14 protein-coding genes are annotated in these 16866 nt (G+C 55.5%); 4 read left to right on the top strand and 10 right to left on the bottom strand.

Going from position 1 to position 16866, the window contains the following annotated elements:
• Positions 1–49: 49 nt before the first annotated feature.
• Positions 50–574 (bottom strand): cytochrome b/b6 domain-containing protein, encoded by a 525-nt coding sequence (locus ACWAU4_RS04450; protein WP_144159265.1) that lies wholly within the window; start codon positions 572–574, stop codon positions 50–52.
• A gap of 12 nt (positions 575–586) precedes the next feature.
• Positions 587–1129, bottom strand: coding sequence for a menaquinone-dependent protoporphyrinogen IX dehydrogenase (gene hemG / locus ACWAU4_RS04445; RefSeq protein WP_208125557.1), 543 nt, complete (start codon positions 1127–1129; stop codon positions 587–589).
• 309 nt (positions 1130–1438) lie between these two features.
• Between hemG and ACWAU4_RS04440 the strand changes: the two genes are divergently transcribed.
• Positions 1439–2641 carry an MFS transporter gene (locus ACWAU4_RS04440; RefSeq protein ID WP_208125556.1) on the top strand — a complete coding sequence of 401 codons (1203 nt, stop codon included), beginning with the start codon at positions 1439–1441 and terminating at the stop codon, positions 2639–2641.
• A 65-nt stretch (positions 2642–2706) separates the two neighbouring features.
• Entirely contained in the window at positions 2707–3537 is an 831-nt protein-coding gene (locus ACWAU4_RS04435) for a TIGR03899 family protein (protein ID WP_025886905.1), read from the top strand.
• A 14-nt stretch (positions 3538–3551) separates the two neighbouring features.
• On the opposite strand, the gene cysC is transcribed toward ACWAU4_RS04435, so the two are convergent.
• From cysC to cobA, 5 genes are read right to left on the bottom strand one after another with little or no spacing between them, the layout of a single operon-like run.
• Positions 3552–4190, bottom strand: a complete 639-nt coding sequence (gene cysC / locus ACWAU4_RS04430) for an adenylyl-sulfate kinase (protein WP_025009979.1) — start codon at positions 4188–4190, stop codon at positions 3552–3554.
• 9 nt (positions 4191–4199) lie between these two features.
• The gene (locus tag ACWAU4_RS04425; RefSeq protein ID WP_208125555.1) at positions 4200–5936 is read right to left on the bottom strand and encodes an SLC13 family permease; all 1737 of its coding nucleotides are present in this window, start codon (positions 5934–5936) and stop codon (positions 4200–4202) included.
• A 1-nt stretch (position 5937) separates the two neighbouring features.
• On the bottom strand, positions 5938–7353 hold the full coding sequence (gene cysN, locus ACWAU4_RS04420) for a sulfate adenylyltransferase subunit CysN (RefSeq protein WP_208125554.1): 1416 nt from the start codon (positions 7351–7353) through the stop codon (positions 5938–5940).
• Positions 7353–8261 (bottom strand): sulfate adenylyltransferase subunit CysD, encoded by a 909-nt coding sequence (gene cysD / locus ACWAU4_RS04415; RefSeq protein ID WP_071475794.1) that lies wholly within the window; start codon positions 8259–8261, stop codon positions 7353–7355. Before cysD ends, cysN begins: the two co-directional genes overlap by 1 nt.
• 18 nt (positions 8262–8279) lie before the next feature.
• Positions 8280–9101, bottom strand: a complete 822-nt coding sequence (cobA, locus tag ACWAU4_RS04410; protein ID WP_071238595.1) for a uroporphyrinogen-III C-methyltransferase — start codon at positions 9099–9101, stop codon at positions 8280–8282.
• Between the two features lie 384 nt (positions 9102–9485).
• On the opposite strand from cobA, the gene ACWAU4_RS04405 reads away from it, so the two are divergent.
• Both ACWAU4_RS04405 and ACWAU4_RS04400 read left to right on the top strand, forming a co-directional pair.
• The gene (locus ACWAU4_RS04405; RefSeq protein WP_101058217.1) at positions 9486–10397 is read left to right on the top strand and encodes a phospholipase A; all 912 of its coding nucleotides are present in this window, start codon (positions 9486–9488) and stop codon (positions 10395–10397) included.
• Between the two features lie 71 nt (positions 10398–10468).
• Positions 10469–11944, top strand: coding sequence for a S41 family peptidase (locus tag ACWAU4_RS04400; RefSeq protein ID WP_208125553.1), 1476 nt, complete (start codon positions 10469–10471; stop codon positions 11942–11944).
• A 505-nt stretch (positions 11945–12449) separates the two neighbouring features.
• Here ACWAU4_RS04400 and ACWAU4_RS04395 read toward each other — a convergent pair.
• The 3 genes from ACWAU4_RS04395 to ACWAU4_RS04385 are packed head-to-tail and all read right to left on the bottom strand — an operon-like array spanning position 12450 to position 16757.
• Positions 12450–13211, bottom strand: coding sequence for a phosphoadenylyl-sulfate reductase (locus tag ACWAU4_RS04395; RefSeq protein WP_044733777.1), 762 nt, complete (start codon positions 13209–13211; stop codon positions 12450–12452).
• On the bottom strand, positions 13204–14910 hold the full coding sequence (cysI, locus tag ACWAU4_RS04390; RefSeq protein WP_208125552.1) for an assimilatory sulfite reductase (NADPH) hemoprotein subunit: 1707 nt from the start codon (positions 14908–14910) through the stop codon (positions 13204–13206). Before cysI ends, ACWAU4_RS04395 begins: the two co-directional genes overlap by 8 nt.
• A 32-nt stretch (positions 14911–14942) precedes the next feature.
• Positions 14943–16757, bottom strand: a complete 1815-nt coding sequence (locus ACWAU4_RS04385; protein ID WP_208125551.1) for an assimilatory sulfite reductase (NADPH) flavoprotein subunit — start codon at positions 16755–16757, stop codon at positions 14943–14945.
• Positions 16758–16866 lie beyond the last annotated feature (109 nt).

Raw genomic sequence — 16866 nt, 5'->3', positions numbered from 1 at the left:
CCGCTGTTAAGCGGCATTTTTATTGTCAAAGCTTTTTACTTTAAGCGCCCTACTGACGAAAGAAGTCAAGCAGGTGACTGAGGGCACAGATGGCGTGCACTATCAAAAAGCCAATAAAACCGTGAGCCAGATGTTTGTGCCAGCCTCGCCAGAACAGCGCATCACTGGAGCCTTGGGTCAAATACCAGAGCAGGCCGGTCAGGGTCACACCCAGCAGCAGCAACATCCCCAGCCCTTCTATCAGGCTGAACAGCCCCTTGCCTCCGGCGACCGGTAACTTGCCTTTAAACAAGCCGCCGATATCGGCGCCTATCTGACGCCAATCACCGATAAACAGGCTGAAATACTGGCGCCAGCGGCCCGAGGTGCAGTTGCTCACAAGAAATGTCAGCGACAAAGGTACGCACAGGAGCCCGAGATAAACATGGCTCAGATCCCAGAAGCCAGCGCCGGCCCTGATGCTGCGGATCATCATCAGACTGCCACTGCCCAGCACCAGAAACAGGCACAAGAGGATTAACAACAAGTGTTGATGGGCACTATAGAAGCGCCAAAGACGTTGCAACAGAGCCATTTCAGCCTCGCTTTAACCCGCCCAGGAGATCAGAGTTTGCGCCGCCAATTGCTCGGCAAATTCCTGCACCTTGCCCCAATCTGTGTATTCGATGCAGGTATTGGGATCGGTCGGTCCCTTGGTGATCCACATGATGAAACGTATGATGTTTCTGTCCATGGTCCCATAGCCCTGATAGTCCAGATTACCGCCGAACACAGCCAGTTGCTTGGGCTTCCATTCAGTCTTGGCAAGAAACGCCTGCATGTAAGGGTTGGTTTCAGGGGTATTTTTTTCCGGCTTGCGCGCCACCAGACTCACGGAAAAGAAACCATTGGCCTTGCTTTCCAACTGCTGCTGATGTTGGCGGATATAGTCGAACACGGCGGGATTGTGTTTGCCGTGACGAATACTGGCTCCAATGGCAACCCGATCAAAATCGGCCAGATCCGGCGCATCATCAATCGCCGCCATGGTCACTTGCTGCCCCAGAGCGCCAAGTTGCTTTGCCATAACGTCACAGATCTTGCGGGTCTGACCATGCACGCTGGAATACAGCAGAAGAGTCTTGCTCACCTTAACCCCTAGTAGTTCAATCTCTTAGTACTGGTGTCATCTTAGGTGATCCATTAGCTTATTTACATGAAACAGATCACGGCCAAAGGGCGAAACGCTGTCCAAGCCGCGGAAATACCGGGTAGTTCACAAAAAATAACCGCTGTGGGACCCTTTGAGTAACCGCCCCTCAAGAAGCCGCTATGGCAGTGGAACCCTGGCGCTACAGTGGCTTTACAGGCGGATAATATTTTTCAACAAAGTTTTCTGGTTATCTCCAGGTTCAGGCATTAGCATAAGCTGATACTCCCCAGCCATGTTCGAAACAAGATGCAGCAAACAACCCGCAATCCCCAGGCCTTGCTACTATGGATGACCTTTGTCATGTCCTTGGTATTTGCCGTCTGGCAGGCTCTGCTGAACAACTTTGTTATTGAAAGAGCACAATTTACCGGCGCCGAAATAGGCATGCTGCAAAGCCTCAGAGAGGTTCCCGGATTTCTGGCCTTTAGCGCCATTTTTGTGCTGCTGTTGATCAAGGAACAGGCCTTCGCCCTGTTGTCGCTGGCGCTGCTGTGTATCGGGGTGGGCATTACCGGTTTCTTTCCCCAGGTATTGGGGCTCTACCTGACGACCATTTTAATGTCGGTCGGTTTTCACTACTTTGAAACCATCAATCAATCCCTGACCCTGCAATGGGTCGACAAGTCCCAGACAGCCGGTTTTATGGGAAAGGCCATGTCATGGCGCGCAGCGGCCGCCTTGGGCGGCTACGGCAGCATCTGGTTGGTGATGACAGTATTCAAGCTGGACTATGTCTGGATGTACAGCCTCATAGGCGCCTTGGGGCTTTTGATGGTGATCACTCTCTACTGCTATTTCCCCAGGTTCGATACCGGCGAAGCTCAGCACAAGAAAATCATCCTCAGAAAACGCTACTGGCTCTATTACCTGCTGACCTTTTTCTCGGGAGCCAGAAGGCAAATATTTATGGTGTTCGCCGGCTTTATGATGGTGGAGAAGTTCGGTTACAGCGTCAGTGAGATCACGGCTCTGTTTCTGATCAACTATGTAGTCAACCTGCTGTTTGCCCCGGCCATAGGTCGCTTTATCGGCCGCATAGGAGAAAGGCACGCCCTGACCCTGGAATATATCGGTCTGGTGCTGCTGTTTATCAGTTATGCACTGGTGGAGGATGGCCACATGGCAGCGGCGCTCTATGTGATAGATCACCTGCTGTTTGCCATGGCGATTGCCATCAAGACCTATTTCCAAAAAATTGCCGATCCCAAAGACATTGCCGCCACCATGTCGGTCAGCTTTACCATCAATCATATCGCGGCCGTAGTGATCCCGGTATTGCTCGGAGTGCTCTGGCTCAGTTCACCTGCGGCAGTGTTTTATATCGGTGCCGGACTCGCCGCCTGTTCGCTGTTGCTGGCACGCCTGGTGCCCAAGGACCCGGCCCCCGGACGAGAACTCAGTTGGCACAAGGCTCTCGTTGCAGAAACCCAACAGCAGGAAGCAGGCTGAATTACTGGACAACTAACTGAAAATTATGCATAAAGAAGCACAGTTTTCGCGAGAAGATAATCAAGATGGCAGAGGAAAAACTCCCCAGAGAAATCGAAGAGCCCGGTCAGGCATCGGCCCGCAAGAAGGCACTGCGCCTCGGGCGCCTGCTGGGGCTCGCCTCTGAGCAGGACTATAAACCCGCCAATGCCAGCGTCGCCGAACGGGCGGCCTTTCGCATCGACAAACAACAAGCCCAGTACCAACGCAACCTGGAAAACATCTACGCCATGGCACTGAGCTATACCCCGTCCGATGTGACCGGGGTGGAGCTGGATCCCGACTGGGTACATCAATTCTTCCAAATGGCCGAGCAGATCCACAATCGCAAGATGCAGGATCTATGGGCTCGGATACTCTCAAGTGAAATCATCAATCCAGGCAATTTCAGCCTGCGTACCCTGGCAACCCTGAAACAGTTGACCTTGAGAGAGGCACACATACTGGAAAAAGCGCTGGGAATGGCGGTCAAGGTCAACAATGAGAGCCGACTCAAGCTTATCAGTGGTTACAGAGTCAGCGGCGGCATAGGCCAGTATTTTCGTAAACACAGCGCGGTCAACCTGGGGTTGTCGCAATTCGGCATGCCCTACTCAAGCATACTCACCCTGGTGGACGGCGGCATACTGCACAGGGGCGAGTTCGAGACCGGCATATTGGACAGCAAGAGCCCGCTGCAACTGCAGATCCAACAGCAACACCTGAAGCTGACCCCAAAATCAGGCCACCTGCTGTTCAGCTACTACCGCTTTACCCCAGTGGGCGATGAACTGGCACTGTTGGTGCGTCCAAGGGAAGACGAAGCCTATATCAATGCGCTGAAGGCCTTGTTTACCAAAGACTTCAGCATCAGTTAGGCATCAACTGAGCCTCAGGCGCTGGCCTGTAATCGCGTCGACGGGATCACTTCCAAGGCAGAAAGGTAATCCAGCAATGCCTGCACCTGGGTATTGAGATCGCCCTTGCTGGTATCTATGGTCAACTCGGCAGCCAGCGGCTCTTCGTAGGGCGCCGAAATTCCGGTAAAGTCACGGATTTCCCCCTTACGCGCCTTCTGATACAAGCCCTTGGGATCGCGGGCCTCACACACAGCCAGTGGCGTGGAAACATGCACTTCGATAAAACGCCCCGCGGCAAACCGGCAGCGAATGGCATCACGCTCGGCCCGGGTCGGCGAGATAAAGGCCGACAGTACCAGCAAACCGGCATCCACCATCAGGTGCGCCACTTCGCCCACTCTTCGCAGGTTTTCATCCCTATCGGCGGCGCTGAAGCCGAGATCTTTGCAAAGACCATGACGCACATTGTCGCCATCGAGCAGATAGGTATGAAACCCCGCCTCGAACAGTGCCCGCTCCAGGGCGCCTGCCAGGGTCGACTTGCCGGCGCCGGACAGCCCGGTGAACCAGAGCAGCACAGGTTGTTGGCCCTTCTGGGCTGCCCTGGCCGCCTGATCGACAGCATGCTGATGCCAAACGATATCGGCATTGGGCTGGGTAGAATTCTTCATCGTCACTCCTTAAAGACCCGCATCAAAGGGGAACAGCATGGGCACCAGAAACAGAACTATCGCCGAGTAAAGCAGCGACAGCGGCAGCCCCAAGCGCACAAAATCAATAAAGCGGTAATTACCGGCGTTGAACACCATCAGATTGGTTTGGTAGCCATAGGGCGAAATAAAGCTGGCGCTGGCACCAAACACCACTGCCAGAATAAAGGGCCGACTCTCGACCCCGAAGCTGGTCGCAATCGCATAGGCCACGGGAAAAGCCAAGGCCGCCGCCGCGTTATTGGTTATGAGTTCGGTCAACAGCAAGGTCAACAAATAAACCCCGACAAAGGCGCCAAAGACCCCAAAGCCGGAAAAGGCGCCGAGCAGAGTATCGGCCATCCCTTTGGCCAAGCCGGTATCCAACATCAGATTGGCCAGACTCAGGGCGCTGCCGACAATCAACACCAGCTCCAGCGGGAACCGCCGTTTGAGCTCTCCCAGGGTCACCGCACCTATCGCCAGATAACTGAGCAGCAAGAGCACCAGCCCCTTGGCCAGCGGCAGCCAGCCCAGCAGACTGGCACCTATGGTGAGTACAAAACCCACCAGCACCCACTGACTGCGGCGACTGTCCAGCCTGACACTCAAGTCCAGGCCGCTGACGGCGGCAAAGTCGGTACTGAGACGCGGATTACGGCCAAAGCCATCGCCCGGGGTCAACAGCAACACATCTCCGGCCTGCAGCACTATGTCGCCCAAGCCGCCCTTGAGTGGATGATGGCCGCGGCGAATCGCCATTACGGCGGCATCAAACTGCTCCCGAAATCGCGAGGCCTTGAGCGAAGAGCCCACCAAAGCCGAAGACGGCGCCAGCACGGCTTCCACCAGATTCTGGCCCCTGGCCTGCTGCTTGCCGAACCACTCCAAACCATCGAATTGATGCAACAACTCCACCGACTCCACCGCGCCACTGAAGCGCAGCACATCCCCCGCGGCCAGCACGAGTTGCGGCGGCACAGGGCAGATGCGAATGCCGCTGCGCTCGAGCTCCGCCAGATAGAGCTTTTTCAGGGCCCTGAGTCTGTTGTCCTGCACGCTGCGGCCCACCAAGGTTGAGCCGGGCAGCACTTTGGCTTCCAACAGATAGGGCAGACTTTCATCACCATGTTGCTCATCGCCATCGGGCAACAGGTGTGACAGCAAGACCAAAAGCGCAATACCGGCCACCACCACGGCCAGGCCAATCAAGGAAAACTCAAAAAAGCCCAGGGGTTTCAGCCCGGCATTTTCAACAAAGGAGTTCACTATCAGGTTGGTCGAGGTGCCAATCAGGGTCAGGGTGCCGCCCAAAATCGCCGCGTAGGATAAGGGCAGCAATAACTTGGCCGGTGCGTGCTGCTGATTGCGACGCACCACGCCAATCAGCGAGGCCACCACGGCGGTATTGTTGGTAAAAGACGACAGCAGCGCGGTGGAAAACCCTAGCTTGGCCATGGTCAGCCCCAAGGAGCCGGAGCCTATGACCTGACTGAGCCTGCCAAGCAAGGGCGTCTTCTCCAGTGCCGTGGTTGCCAGCACCAGAAGCACCAGAGTCACCAGACTGGCGTTGGTAAAACTGCCCAGCAGCGACTCAAGCTCCAGCATACCCAAGAGGTAACTGAGCAGCGCCGCTATGGTAAACAGCATGGCCGGTGATGCCAGACCACTGACGAGTCCGGCCACCAGCGCGAGCAGTATTAACCCCAGGATCCAGGTTTCAGACAATTCAGTCTCCCTGAGCGCGGATATCCAGCGCCTGCCAATGGGGGAAATGCTTACGGATCAAGGCATTGAGTTCCAATTCAAACTCACTGAAATGGGTCGTTTTTTCAGTTTCCCCAAGCGCCTGCTGCACCATACCGGCACCGACAGTGACATTGCTGATGCGATCGATAAAGATAAAACCGCCGGTATCGCGATTGTCACTATAGGCATCGAACACCACGGCCTCACTCAGCTCCAGCTCAACCAGGGCTATGGTGTTGAGGCTCAGCTCGGCAACACTGTCCTGTGCCAGGGTATTCACATCTATGCTGTGCAGTATGCGGCTGACACTGGCGGGCACCTTTTTGGTTCCCAGCTTGATGTTGTACTGCTTGCCGGGTGTCAGCGGCTGCTCGTGCATCCACACCACCTTGGCCAGCAGCCGGTTGGAAACGCCCACAGGGCTCGCCGCCGGCACTATCACATCGCCGCGGCTGATATCAATCTCATCACTCAGGGTCAGGGTCAGTGCCTGGCCGGCATAGCCCTGCTTGAGCTCACCATCGAAGGTGACAATCGAGGCGATAGTCGACTCTTTCCCCGAAGGCAGCACCTTGACCCTCTGACCAACTTGCAGACTGCCGGAAGCCAAAGTACCGGCAAAACCGCGGAAATCCAGGTTGGGACGGCTGACATACTGCACCGGGAAGCGGGCATCAAAGGCGTGGTTAAAGCCGGTCACAGGCGCACTCTCCAGCATGGCAAGCAGGGTTTCGCCCTGATACCAAGGGGTGCGCGCCGAGCGGTTCACCAGGTTGTCGCCATCGAGTGCCGACAGCGGTACAAAGCGGATATCGTCCAACTGCAACTGGCCGGCAAACGCCAGATAGTCGGCCTTGATCGCCTCGAAACGCTCCTCACTGAAATCCAGCAGATCCATCTTGTTGACGGCCACGATGAACTGCTTGATCCCCAGGAGAGAGCAGATAAAGCTGTGTCTGCGGGTCTGGGTCTGCACCCCGTAGCGACCGTCGATCAGGATAATCGCCAGATCGCAGTTGGAAGCGCCGGTCGCCATATTGCGGGTGTACTGCTCATGCCCGGGAGTGTCGGCAATGATGAACTTGCGTTTCTCGGTAGAGAAGTAACGATAGGCCACATCTATGGTGATCCCCTGCTCGCGCTCGGCCTGCAGGCCATCCACCAGCAAAGCCAGATCCACGGCTTCGCCCGTGGTGCCATGGCTCTTGGAATCCTTGTGCAGTGCCGCCAGTTGATCTTCATAGATCTGGGCGCTGTCGTGCAGCAAGCGGCCTATCAGGGTTGACTTGCCATCATCCACGGAACCACAGGTCAGAAACTTCAAAAGCGATTTATTCTGCTGATTTTCAAGATATTGCTCTATACCCAGCTCATTGACTTGTTGTGCAACCGACATTAGAAATACCCCTCACGCTTTTTCTTTTCCATCGACCCGGACGAATCCCTGTCGATGACCCGTCCCTGACGCTCACTGGAGCGGGACAGCAACATCTCTTCGATAATCTCTGCCAGTGTCGCGGCACTGGACTCTATGGCGCCGGTCAGGGGATAACACCCCAGAGTGCGAAAACGCACTCGGCGATACTCGGGCACTTCGCCTTCATTGAGCGGCATCCGCTCGTCATCGACCATGATCAGGCTGCCATCGCGCTCCACCACAGGGCGCTGCTCGGCAAAATAGAGCGGTACTATGTCGATGTTTTCCTGATAGATGTATTGCCAAATATCCAACTCGGTCCAGTTGGAGAGCGGGAAGACCCTGATGCTCTCCCCCTTGTTGACCTGGCCGTTATAGGTGTGCCACAGCTCGGGGCGCTGGTTCTTGGGATCCCAGCGGTGATGGCGATCGCGAAAGGAATAGACACGCTCCTTGGCGCGGGACTTCTCCTCGTCGCGGCGGGCGCCGCCAAAGGCGGCATCGAAACCGTATTTATCCAGGGCCTGTTTCAGGCCTTCGGTCTTCATCACGTCTGTGTGCTTGGCCGAGCCGAAGGTAAAGGGATTCATGCCCATCGCCAGGCCTTGCGGGTTCTTGTGCACCAGAAGCTCGAAGCCATACTGCTTGGCCGCCTGATCACGAAAACGTATCATCTCGCGAAACTTCCAGTCAGTATCCACATGCAGCAGGGGGAATGGGATCTTGCCCGGATAGAAGGCCTTGCGCGCCAGATGCAACAGCACGGAAGAATCCTTGCCGATGGAGTACAACATCACCGGGTTGTCGAATTCGGCGGCAACTTCGCGAAAGATCTGGATGCTCTCGGCTTCCAACTGTTCAAGGTGACTCAACACTGGCCCTGACATCTTATTTCTCCAATTGATTCAAAGTGCTGTAGCAGCATCATGTTGTAGTTGCAGGTCATTGTTCGCCGCCTCGGGTTCAAACCAGCTGAGACTGTCTGCCAGAGCGACGACTTCGCCTATGATCATCAGCGCCGGCATCACTACCCGCGGGTCCTGAGCCAGGGTTTGCAACTGCTCCAGAGTGCCGATAACACGCTGCTGCTGTCTGGTCGTGGCCTTGGATACTATGGCCACCGGCGTCTGCGGGCTGCGACCATGAGCAATCAGTTGTTGCTGAATGAGCCCGGCATTGAGGATCCCCATGTACACCACCAAGGTGTTGGCCGGGTTGGCGTAGCCTTGCCAATCCATGGGGCGGTTTTGCAGCTGGCAATGACCGGTAATAAAGCTGACCCCTTGGGCAAAATCCCTGTGGGTCAAGGGAATACCCGCATAAGCGGCAGTACCGCTGGCGGCCGTGATGCCAGGCACCACTTCAAAGGCGACGCCGGCCTGTGCCAGAGTCTGCAACTCCTCGCCGCCGCGACCGAAGATAAAGGGATCGCCCCCTTTGAGCCTGACCACGGTTTGACGGGTAAAAGCCTTGGTCAGCAACAAACGGTTGATTTCACTCTGGGAAGCACTGTGTTCACCGGCCCGTTTGCCCACGGCGATGCGCTCGGCACCTTCGGGGATCAGCGCCAGGATCTCGGGACTGACCAAGGCATCGAACAGCACCACATCGGCGCGCTGCAGCAGGTGCCAAGCCTTGACGGTCAATAGCTCAGGATCGCCGGGACCGGCTCCAAGCAGATAAACTTTGCCCTTGGCCCGCTTGCCGGGCAGTGTCAGTAATTCCATGCGCTATTCCCCATCTTGCTGATGTAAGCAATATAGCGGCTAGTTATATTCCACTATAAATAGAGAATCATTAGTTGTTATTACTTTTGGATATATGAACAAGAATCGCGGTAACAAGAAAGTGCCCGGAGACTGAGAAATCTGTTAATAAAAAACATTACTTTTTATTTTCAATAGATTACAAAATCAAAGCGGAAGTGGATTACTGAAATTTCCTATTGTCTACTGCCGCTTTTGGCACTAACTTATGGCAAAAAATTATAGTTTTATCTCGGTGACAACGGCTTGGGATGGGAATGTGCACAGTAAAGCCGGGATGTTACACTCTCAAGCCGAAGCAACAGCCGGGCACTCCATCAAGCCTCAGAGACAACAGGGAAGAATATGCATACCAAAATCCGTTCCAGCCTCAGCGGCCTGACCTTGGCCCTGGCAATACTGCCGACCAGCCAACTCTATGCCGCCGAAGACAGTAAGCCTTCGCTGGTCGATCAGAGGGTAAAAGAGGAGTTGGAAACCTCAGAGCGGCCCTTTGTGATCACTCCGCACAAGGTCAACTATATACTGCCGGTCACCTATAACCCGTCACCCAATATGACTCCCTTTGCGGCAGAAGCGGCTGAAGAGGGTTATACCCTGGACGAATATGAAGCCAAGTTTCAGATAAGCTTTAAATTCCCGCTGATGTACAACGTGTTTGGCGACAATGGTCACCTGTTTTTCGCCTATACCAACCAATCCTGGTGGCAGGTATACAACAAGGATATCTCCTCGCCGTTTCGGGAAACCAACCACGAACCCGAACTCTTTATGCTGTTCAACAATGACTGGAAAATTGCCGGCTTCACCAACTCCTTCTGGGGCTTTGGCGCCGTGCATCAGTCCAATGGCAAGTCGGGCGATCTGTCCCGCAGTTGGAACCGCATATACGGCACCATGGTGTTCGACAAGGGCCCTATAGCGCTGGCGGCCAAGGTGTGGTGGCGGATCCCGGAAAGTGAGAAAGAGTATGAGGGCGATCCCCGTGGCGACGACAACCCGGATATCAGTGATTATCTCGGCCACTTCGAGCTGACCGGTGTCTACGGCATAGACGACCACAGATTCAGCCTGATGTTGCGTAACAATCTGCAAAGCCCCAACCGCGGCGCAGTGGAATTTACCTGGAGTTACCCCATCTTGGGTAACCTGCGTCTGTATGCACAATACTTCAATGGCTACGGCGAAAGCCTTATCGACTATAACGCCCACAATCAGCGTATAGGCATAGGTGTCGCCATCAACGATATTCTTTAAGCCGCCAAGAACAAACTCGATGACTGCCTCTGCGCCATCTCTTGGTTCAGAGGTTGATATCAGGGAGTGATATGAAGCCGGGATTCCGTGAAGTGGTTAGCTGTTTTATTCTCCTGCTGCTGATTTCCAGTCTGCAGTTGGGACGATTCCTGCTACCGGAACCACCGAAAAAAGAGCAGCTTAGCCAGAGGCAAATGAAGGCCGATCTGACTGTGCTGCTCAAACAATTGCAGCAGCATTCGGCCTTTATGGTGCTGGATCCGGACATTGAATCCCGGCTCGAGAAACGGCTGCAACGGCTGAAACAGGAATACCGAGACAGCATTGCCATCAACCGTTTTACCGCCGAAGTCAACAAGCTGCTGGGAGAGTTGAAAGACCCGGGCATTCGACTCAGCCAAGCGGCGCTGCCTTCCGGCGTCTTGCCCCTCAGGCTCAGGCCCATGGAAGACAAGTGGCTGGCCCTCAATGACAGAGACGAGCCCCTTCAAAGTGACACGCCTTTTATCAGCCATATCGACGGCCTGCCCATCAGCCATTGGCAGAAGATTGCCAATCGCTTCCTGCCACCGGAGCAGCAAAATAGCGTGCAGATGCAGATGCCCTGGCTGCAACAGCTGGATCTGCTAAGGCGGGAGATGGGACTCAGGGTCAAAGAAGAGGTGCTGCTGACTCTCTATGGCGCCGATCTCCAGCCGCAAAACATAGAGATGAAAGTACCGCTGCAGTTTCGCAGTGCCCCTTTGTCCATTCTGGCCAGCTGGCAACAATTGGCGCCTGACACAGCCCTGTTTAGCCTGACGGATCTCAACGCAATAGAGACAGATCCTCAGCTGCAACAAGATCTGCTGCGCGCGATGAGCAATCACACCCTGGTGCTGGATCTGCGCCACGCCCGAGGCTTCAGCGACAGCCTGCTGCAATTTCTCGGCAACTATCACAATGGGCTCAGCAGCCAACCTCTGGGCTATGGCCGCTACCGCCGCTCACCGCAGCTACGGCGCGACTTTCTGCGGCCACTGCACTTTGAGCCGCTCGCCCAATTCGCGCCGTTTCCGCCGGTGCGGGCCGCGCTGGACAACCAGCCCCTGCCCAGCCTGAGTAACTGGTATGCCCGCCCTATCCCCAAGCTGGCTGCTGCGCCTGTGCCTGACTCGGGACGCCTGGTACTGCTTATTGGCCCGGATTGCCGCCAGGAGTGTGAATGGATTGCCTATGCAGCCAAACGCTGGCGCAGGGCGCTGTTGGTCGGCGAGCCGACCCGTGGCGATCTGGGACGTTTGCATCATTTCACCCTGCCGGCCAGTGGCCTGCAACTGAGTATCAGCGCCTCGCTTGGCTATGACGGCTATGGCCAGTTGCTTTCCGGCATCGGCACAGAGCCGGATCTGCAACTGCCAACAGATGAACCCTTGCAATGGCAGGGATTGCTGTCTCTCATCTCTCCGGAGCAAAGCCTGCAGCATTCTGCAGAAGGGCAATCCGAGAACACTCAGGCAAAAGACACTCAGGCGGAGGACAGCCAAGCAGAAAAAGATCAGCAGTAACAAGCCCAGCAGGGATAAAAGCCTGCGGGAGATTGAGTCAAAGAGGATTGAAGCAAGGAAGAAACAATTCCCGGATAGCCCCATGAAAGGGTGATCGGGCTATCCGGGACACGGAGAGTGCTTTGAAGCTGCGCCAGCAAGCCAATCAAAGCTCGGGGTCACTCGCGACCGACTGCTGAAAAACCTGGGCAACCGATGCCATAAGGGCGAGCCGTCTTGATGTGTATTGCCGACTTCACTGCCTGCCGCTAAGCCGATGTTTCATAAAAACACCCGATACAGAATGGCATATCACACTTTCCCCAGCGGGAACTTTGGATTATAAACCAGAAAAACACCCTGTGCATAACCCTGTGAACAAATATGTACTAAAGTATGAGTTCCGATTATCCAAAGGCACTAACAATCAGAATTGCCAAGACTAACGCCCCAAGATGACCACAAGATGACAATCCTTCCAACTTGTCCACAGGCAGAAAAAGCCGCTGATGACAGCGGCCACAAATCAGATCTCGTAGTGCAATCCACATTCGCGTTTTAGCCCGTTGAAACGTGTCTCTTCTTCCGTCATCCCCAGTTCCAGGGGCTTGCTTGAATGGGTATCGCCCACAGAGACATAACCCTGCTCCCAGAGGGGGTGATAGGGCAAGTCATAGCGCTTGAGATACTCATGTACCTGTTTGTTGCTCCACTCGATAATCGGCAGCATCTTGTAGCGCTTGCCGTGGATGGCCAAAATCGGCAACCCTTCCCGGGTCGATGCCTGGGAACGGCGCAAACCGGCAAACCAGGTGCCAACTTCCAGCTCAGCCAGTGCCCGCTGCATCGGTTCCACCTTGTTGATGCGGTTGTATTGCTCCAGCCCCTCAAGTCCCTGCTGCCAAAGCTTACCGAATCTGGCCTCCTGCCAGGCGGCGCTCGTCTCGGCCCGATAGACCTTGAGATTGAGTCCGAGTCGTTCTGTCAGTTGATCGATAAAACGGTAGGTCTCGGGAAACAGGTAGCCGGTGTCGGTCAAGATCACTTGCGTGTCTTGCTGCACCGAGTTCACCAGATGCAGCATCACTGCCGCCTGAATGCCAAAGCTTGACGACAAGGCATGGCTCCCTGGCAGATAGGCCAGGGCCCATTGGATCCGCGCCTCGGCACTCAATCCGCCAAGATAGCCATTGATGGCAGCCAGGGCGCTTTGCTGCTCAGCGGCCGGCGCATCCAGCAAGGCCAGCAGCGCCTCGGCGCTGTGCAATAAACTTGTGGTATCAGCCATGAAAGTCCCTCGCTGCGTCCAATACAGGTTTCACTATTCCGGCGCGCACCGTGAAATCACCGAAGCTCTCGCCGGTTTTGCGCTCGGCGGCATAGCGACCAAACAGGTTATCCAGCTCGCTGAGGATTTCGGCTTCCTGAATATTTTCACGGTACATCTTGTTCAATCGGGTGCCTTCGAAGCTGGCGCCCAGATACATGTTGTAGCGCCCAGGGGCCTTGCCCACAAAACCGATTTCGGCGGCAAAGGGGCGAGCACAGCCATTGGGACAGCCCGTCATGCGCACTACTATCGCCTGCTCACCTATGGCGTGCTTGGCCTGCAGCGCATCCACATGGTCGATAAACTCGGGGAAATAACGCTCGGCTTCGGCCATGGCCAGGGCGCAAGTCGGCAGCGCCACACAGGCGATAGAATGGCCACGGGTTGCGGTGATCACCTGCCCCATCAGGCCATGCTTACGTGCCAGTGCTTCGATTTCAGCCTTATCCTCATCCGCCACTTTGGCGATGATGATGTTCTGGTTGGAAGTCATCCGAAAATCGCCCTTATGTATCTTGGCGATTTCCCGAAGCCCGGTCTGCAACAACTTACCCTGGGTATCCTTCACCCGGCCACCTTCGATAAACAGGGTCAGATGCCAGTGGTTGTCTATGCCTTTAACCCAACCGTATCTGTCGCCGCGATCCCCTATGACCACCTCACGCTTGGGGGCGAACTTAACCCCGGCGCGCTTCTCAACCTCGGCCTTAAAGGCCTCAAAGCCGTGATCCACTATGGTGTATTTGAGACGGGAGCGTTTACGATTGCTGCGGTTACCCCAATCGCGCTGCACCGTCATCACGGCCTCGGCAAACTTAATGGTGTCTTCGGCCTTGATAAAACCAAAGTCATCAGCCAGCCGCGGGAAGGTTTCCACTTCGCCATGGGTCGAGCCCATACCGCCACCGGCCACCAGATTGAAGCCCACCAGCTCCCCCTCTTGCGCCACGGCAATAAAACCCAGGTCATTAGTGTAAACATCCACGTCGTTGTCCGGTGGCACAGCTACCGCCATCTTGAACTTACGCGGCAGGTAGGTCTTGCCGTACACAGGCTCAACCGCGGCCGGTTGCTCGTCCTCTGTGCTGAGCAGCTTCTCCTCGTCGAGCCAAATTTCGGCATAGGCACGGGTGTGCGGCAACAGATGATCCGACAGTTTCTTGGCCCAGAAATAAGCCTGCTGATGCAGCTTGGACTCTACCGGGTTGGGGTTACACATGACGTTGCGGTTCACATCACCACAGGCGGCAATCGAGTCCAGCGCTTCCCTGTCCAGCCCCTGAATAATGGTTTTCAGGTTGCGCTTGGGGATACCGTGATACTGGAATGTCTGCCGGGTCGTCAAACGTATGCTGTTGGAGCTGGTCAGCTCCGAGGCTATCTTGTCCACACCCAGCCACTGCTCTGGAGTACAGACACCACCCGGCACCCGGGCTCGCAGCATAAAGCTGTACAGCGGCTCGAGCTTTTGCTCCTTACGTTCGTTGCGCAGATCCCTGTCGTCCTGCTGATAGAAACCGTGAAACTTGATCAGCTGCTGATCGTCGTCGCTGAAGGCGCCTGTCACGTCTGTGCCCAGGCCCTCGCGTATGGTGCCGCGCAGATAGTCACTGTCGGTCTTGATATGCTCGTTGGCGGATAATTTCTGCTCACTCATGGCCTTATCTCTTTATTCCTAGGTTCTTCAGCTCAGTAGACATCTTTCTGGTAACGCTTGGCGCTGCGCAGTTCATCGAGAAACGCTTCGGCGGCCTCGCTCGTCAAACCCCCTTGCTCCATGGCCACTTCAAGCAGTGCCTGGTGCACATCTTTGGCCATTCGCTCGGCATCGCCACACAGGTAGATATGGGCCCCGCGCTCAAGCCACTGCCACAGCTCTTTGGCCTGTTGTTTAATCTTGTGCTGAACATAAACTTTCTCCGCTTGATCCCGGGAGAAGGCCAGCGAGATGCGGCTCAGGGCGCCACTCTTGAGGTACTGTTGCCACTCGGTCTGATAGAGAAAATCCTGCTCGAAATGGGGATTACCGAAGAACAGCCAGCTGTCGCCGGCCACGCCCTCGGCCACTCTTTGCTGCATGAAGGCCCGAAATGGCGCGACACCGGTTCCCGGCCCTATCATGATCACTGGCGTCTGTGGGTCTTCGGGCAGGCGGAAGTGCTTGTTGGGTTCCACATACACACGCACCTGAGCCCCCTCCTCGGCCCGGGCCAGGAAGTGAGAAGCGGCGCCGAAACGGCGTTGGCCGTCACGCTCCTCTTCCACCAGCGCCACTGTGAGGTGCACTTCGGACTCCACTTCGCTCTGACTCGAGGCGATGGAGTAAAGCCTTGGGGTAATGGGGCGCAGCTTGTCCAACAAAGCCTGGGCAGAATCTAGCTTGGCGCCATTGAGAGGGTAACGTTTCACCAGATCCACCAGTTGGTGGCTGAGAATAAACTGCCGGGTCTGCTCCTTGTCTTGACTGATAGTAAGCAGCTCGCCGCTCTCTACTGTTTCGGCCCAAAACTGCACCAGACCGGGATAGAGTTGGGTCAGCTCTTTGTGCTCAATCAGGGCATCACGCAACTCCACAGACTCAGTGCCAAGCTGGACCCGGGTATCCGGCGCCAGCGCCAGCGCCTCGAGAATTTCGGCTACCAGAGCCTCATCGTTATGGAAATAGACCCCCAGCGCATCACCCGCCTGATAGCTGATGGCCGACTCGCCCAAATCGATTTCCAGATGACGGATATCCTTGAGTGAATCGCGCCCCGTTAGTTTCTGGCTGACTATCACTTCGGCGCTGTAAGGGTTTTGCTTGTCATACTCCAGGCCGGTATTGCTATTGATACCAAGATTGGCGGCATTGATAGACACCACATTGGTCGCTGTGCCATCGGCCGCCTGCAGCAGAGGCTCAACCCGCTCAAGGAGCTCGGTTTGCCAGCTGTCGCTCTGTGACTGATAGTCCACATCACAGTCTACTCTCGGCAGTAAAGGCTTGGCCCCGAGGGCACTCAGGCGGGCATCGAAGTCTTTGCCTGTCTGGCAGAAAAACTCATAGGAGGAATCTCCCAGAGAGAGAACCGCATACTGAAGCTTATCCAGCTTGGGGGCACGTTTGGAGCCAAGAAACTTGTGTAGCTCAATGGCATCATCGGGAGCTTCACCTTCACCATGGGTACTCACTACGGCCACCAGCAGGGTTTCCTGCTTGAGGTTACGGACATTGTATTCGCCCATAGATGCCAGGTTAACGCCATAGCCCAGACTTTGGGCCTTGGCGGCCAACGCCTTGGCGATACCCCGGCCATTGCCCGTCTGACTGCCATAGAGTATGGTCAGAGTTTGCCCGCTCTGGCTTTGGGGGGGAGCGCCCTCTTGCCCCTGAGCGCTGGCGGCCAGATAACCACTGACCCATGCCAGCTGCAGCGGGCTGAGCTCGGCGGTGAGTTGTTTAAGCTTATCCACTTGTGGCGCTGAGAGTGGCGAAGCCAGTGAAGAGAGTTCTTTCAGTAACATTGAGACGGCCCGGTGACAGAGTAATGTCAGCAAGCTTAGCCCCGCCATCGAAAAGCAAAAAAGAATAATATTTAATTTTTTATATCAATAAGAAATATGCATGGTATAA

Source organism: Shewanella sp. FeAMO, assembly GCF_053653955.1.
Note: the sequence above shows the minus strand (reverse complement) of the source record. Positions and strands in the feature narration are given on the sequence as shown.

Excerpts from the sequence above, each read along its gene's own strand:
- ACWAU4_RS04450 (WP_144159265.1), bottom strand. The coding sequence starts at position 574 with ATGGCTCTGTTGCAACGTCTTTGGCGCTTCTATAGTGCCCATCAACAC.
- ACWAU4_RS04440 (WP_208125556.1), top strand. The coding sequence starts at position 1,439 with ATGCAGCAAACAACCCGCAATCCCCAGGCCTTGCTACTATGGATGACC.
- ACWAU4_RS04435 (WP_025886905.1), top strand. The coding sequence starts at position 2,707 with ATGGCAGAGGAAAAACTCCCCAGAGAAATCGAAGAGCCCGGTCAGGCA.
- cysC (WP_025009979.1), bottom strand. The coding sequence starts at position 4,190 with ATGAAGAATTCTACCCAGCCCAATGCCGATATCGTTTGGCATCAGCAT.
- cysN (WP_208125554.1), bottom strand. The coding sequence starts at position 7,353 with ATGTCGGTTGCACAACAAGTCAATGAGCTGGGTATAGAGCAATATCTT.
- cysD (WP_071475794.1), bottom strand. The coding sequence starts at position 8,261 with ATGTCAGGGCCAGTGTTGAGTCACCTTGAACAGTTGGAAGCCGAGAGC.
- cobA (WP_071238595.1), bottom strand. The coding sequence starts at position 9,101 with ATGGAATTACTGACACTGCCCGGCAAGCGGGCCAAGGGCAAAGTTTAT.
- ACWAU4_RS04405 (WP_101058217.1), top strand. The coding sequence starts at position 9,486 with ATGCATACCAAAATCCGTTCCAGCCTCAGCGGCCTGACCTTGGCCCTG.
- ACWAU4_RS04400 (WP_208125553.1), top strand. The coding sequence starts at position 10,469 with ATGAAGCCGGGATTCCGTGAAGTGGTTAGCTGTTTTATTCTCCTGCTG.
- ACWAU4_RS04395 (WP_044733777.1), bottom strand. The coding sequence starts at position 13,211 with ATGGCTGATACCACAAGTTTATTGCACAGCGCCGAGGCGCTGCTGGCC.
- cysI (WP_208125552.1), bottom strand. The coding sequence starts at position 14,910 with ATGAGTGAGCAGAAATTATCCGCCAACGAGCATATCAAGACCGACAGT.
- ACWAU4_RS04385 (WP_208125551.1), bottom strand. The coding sequence starts at position 16,757 with ATGTTACTGAAAGAACTCTCTTCACTGGCTTCGCCACTCTCAGCGCCA.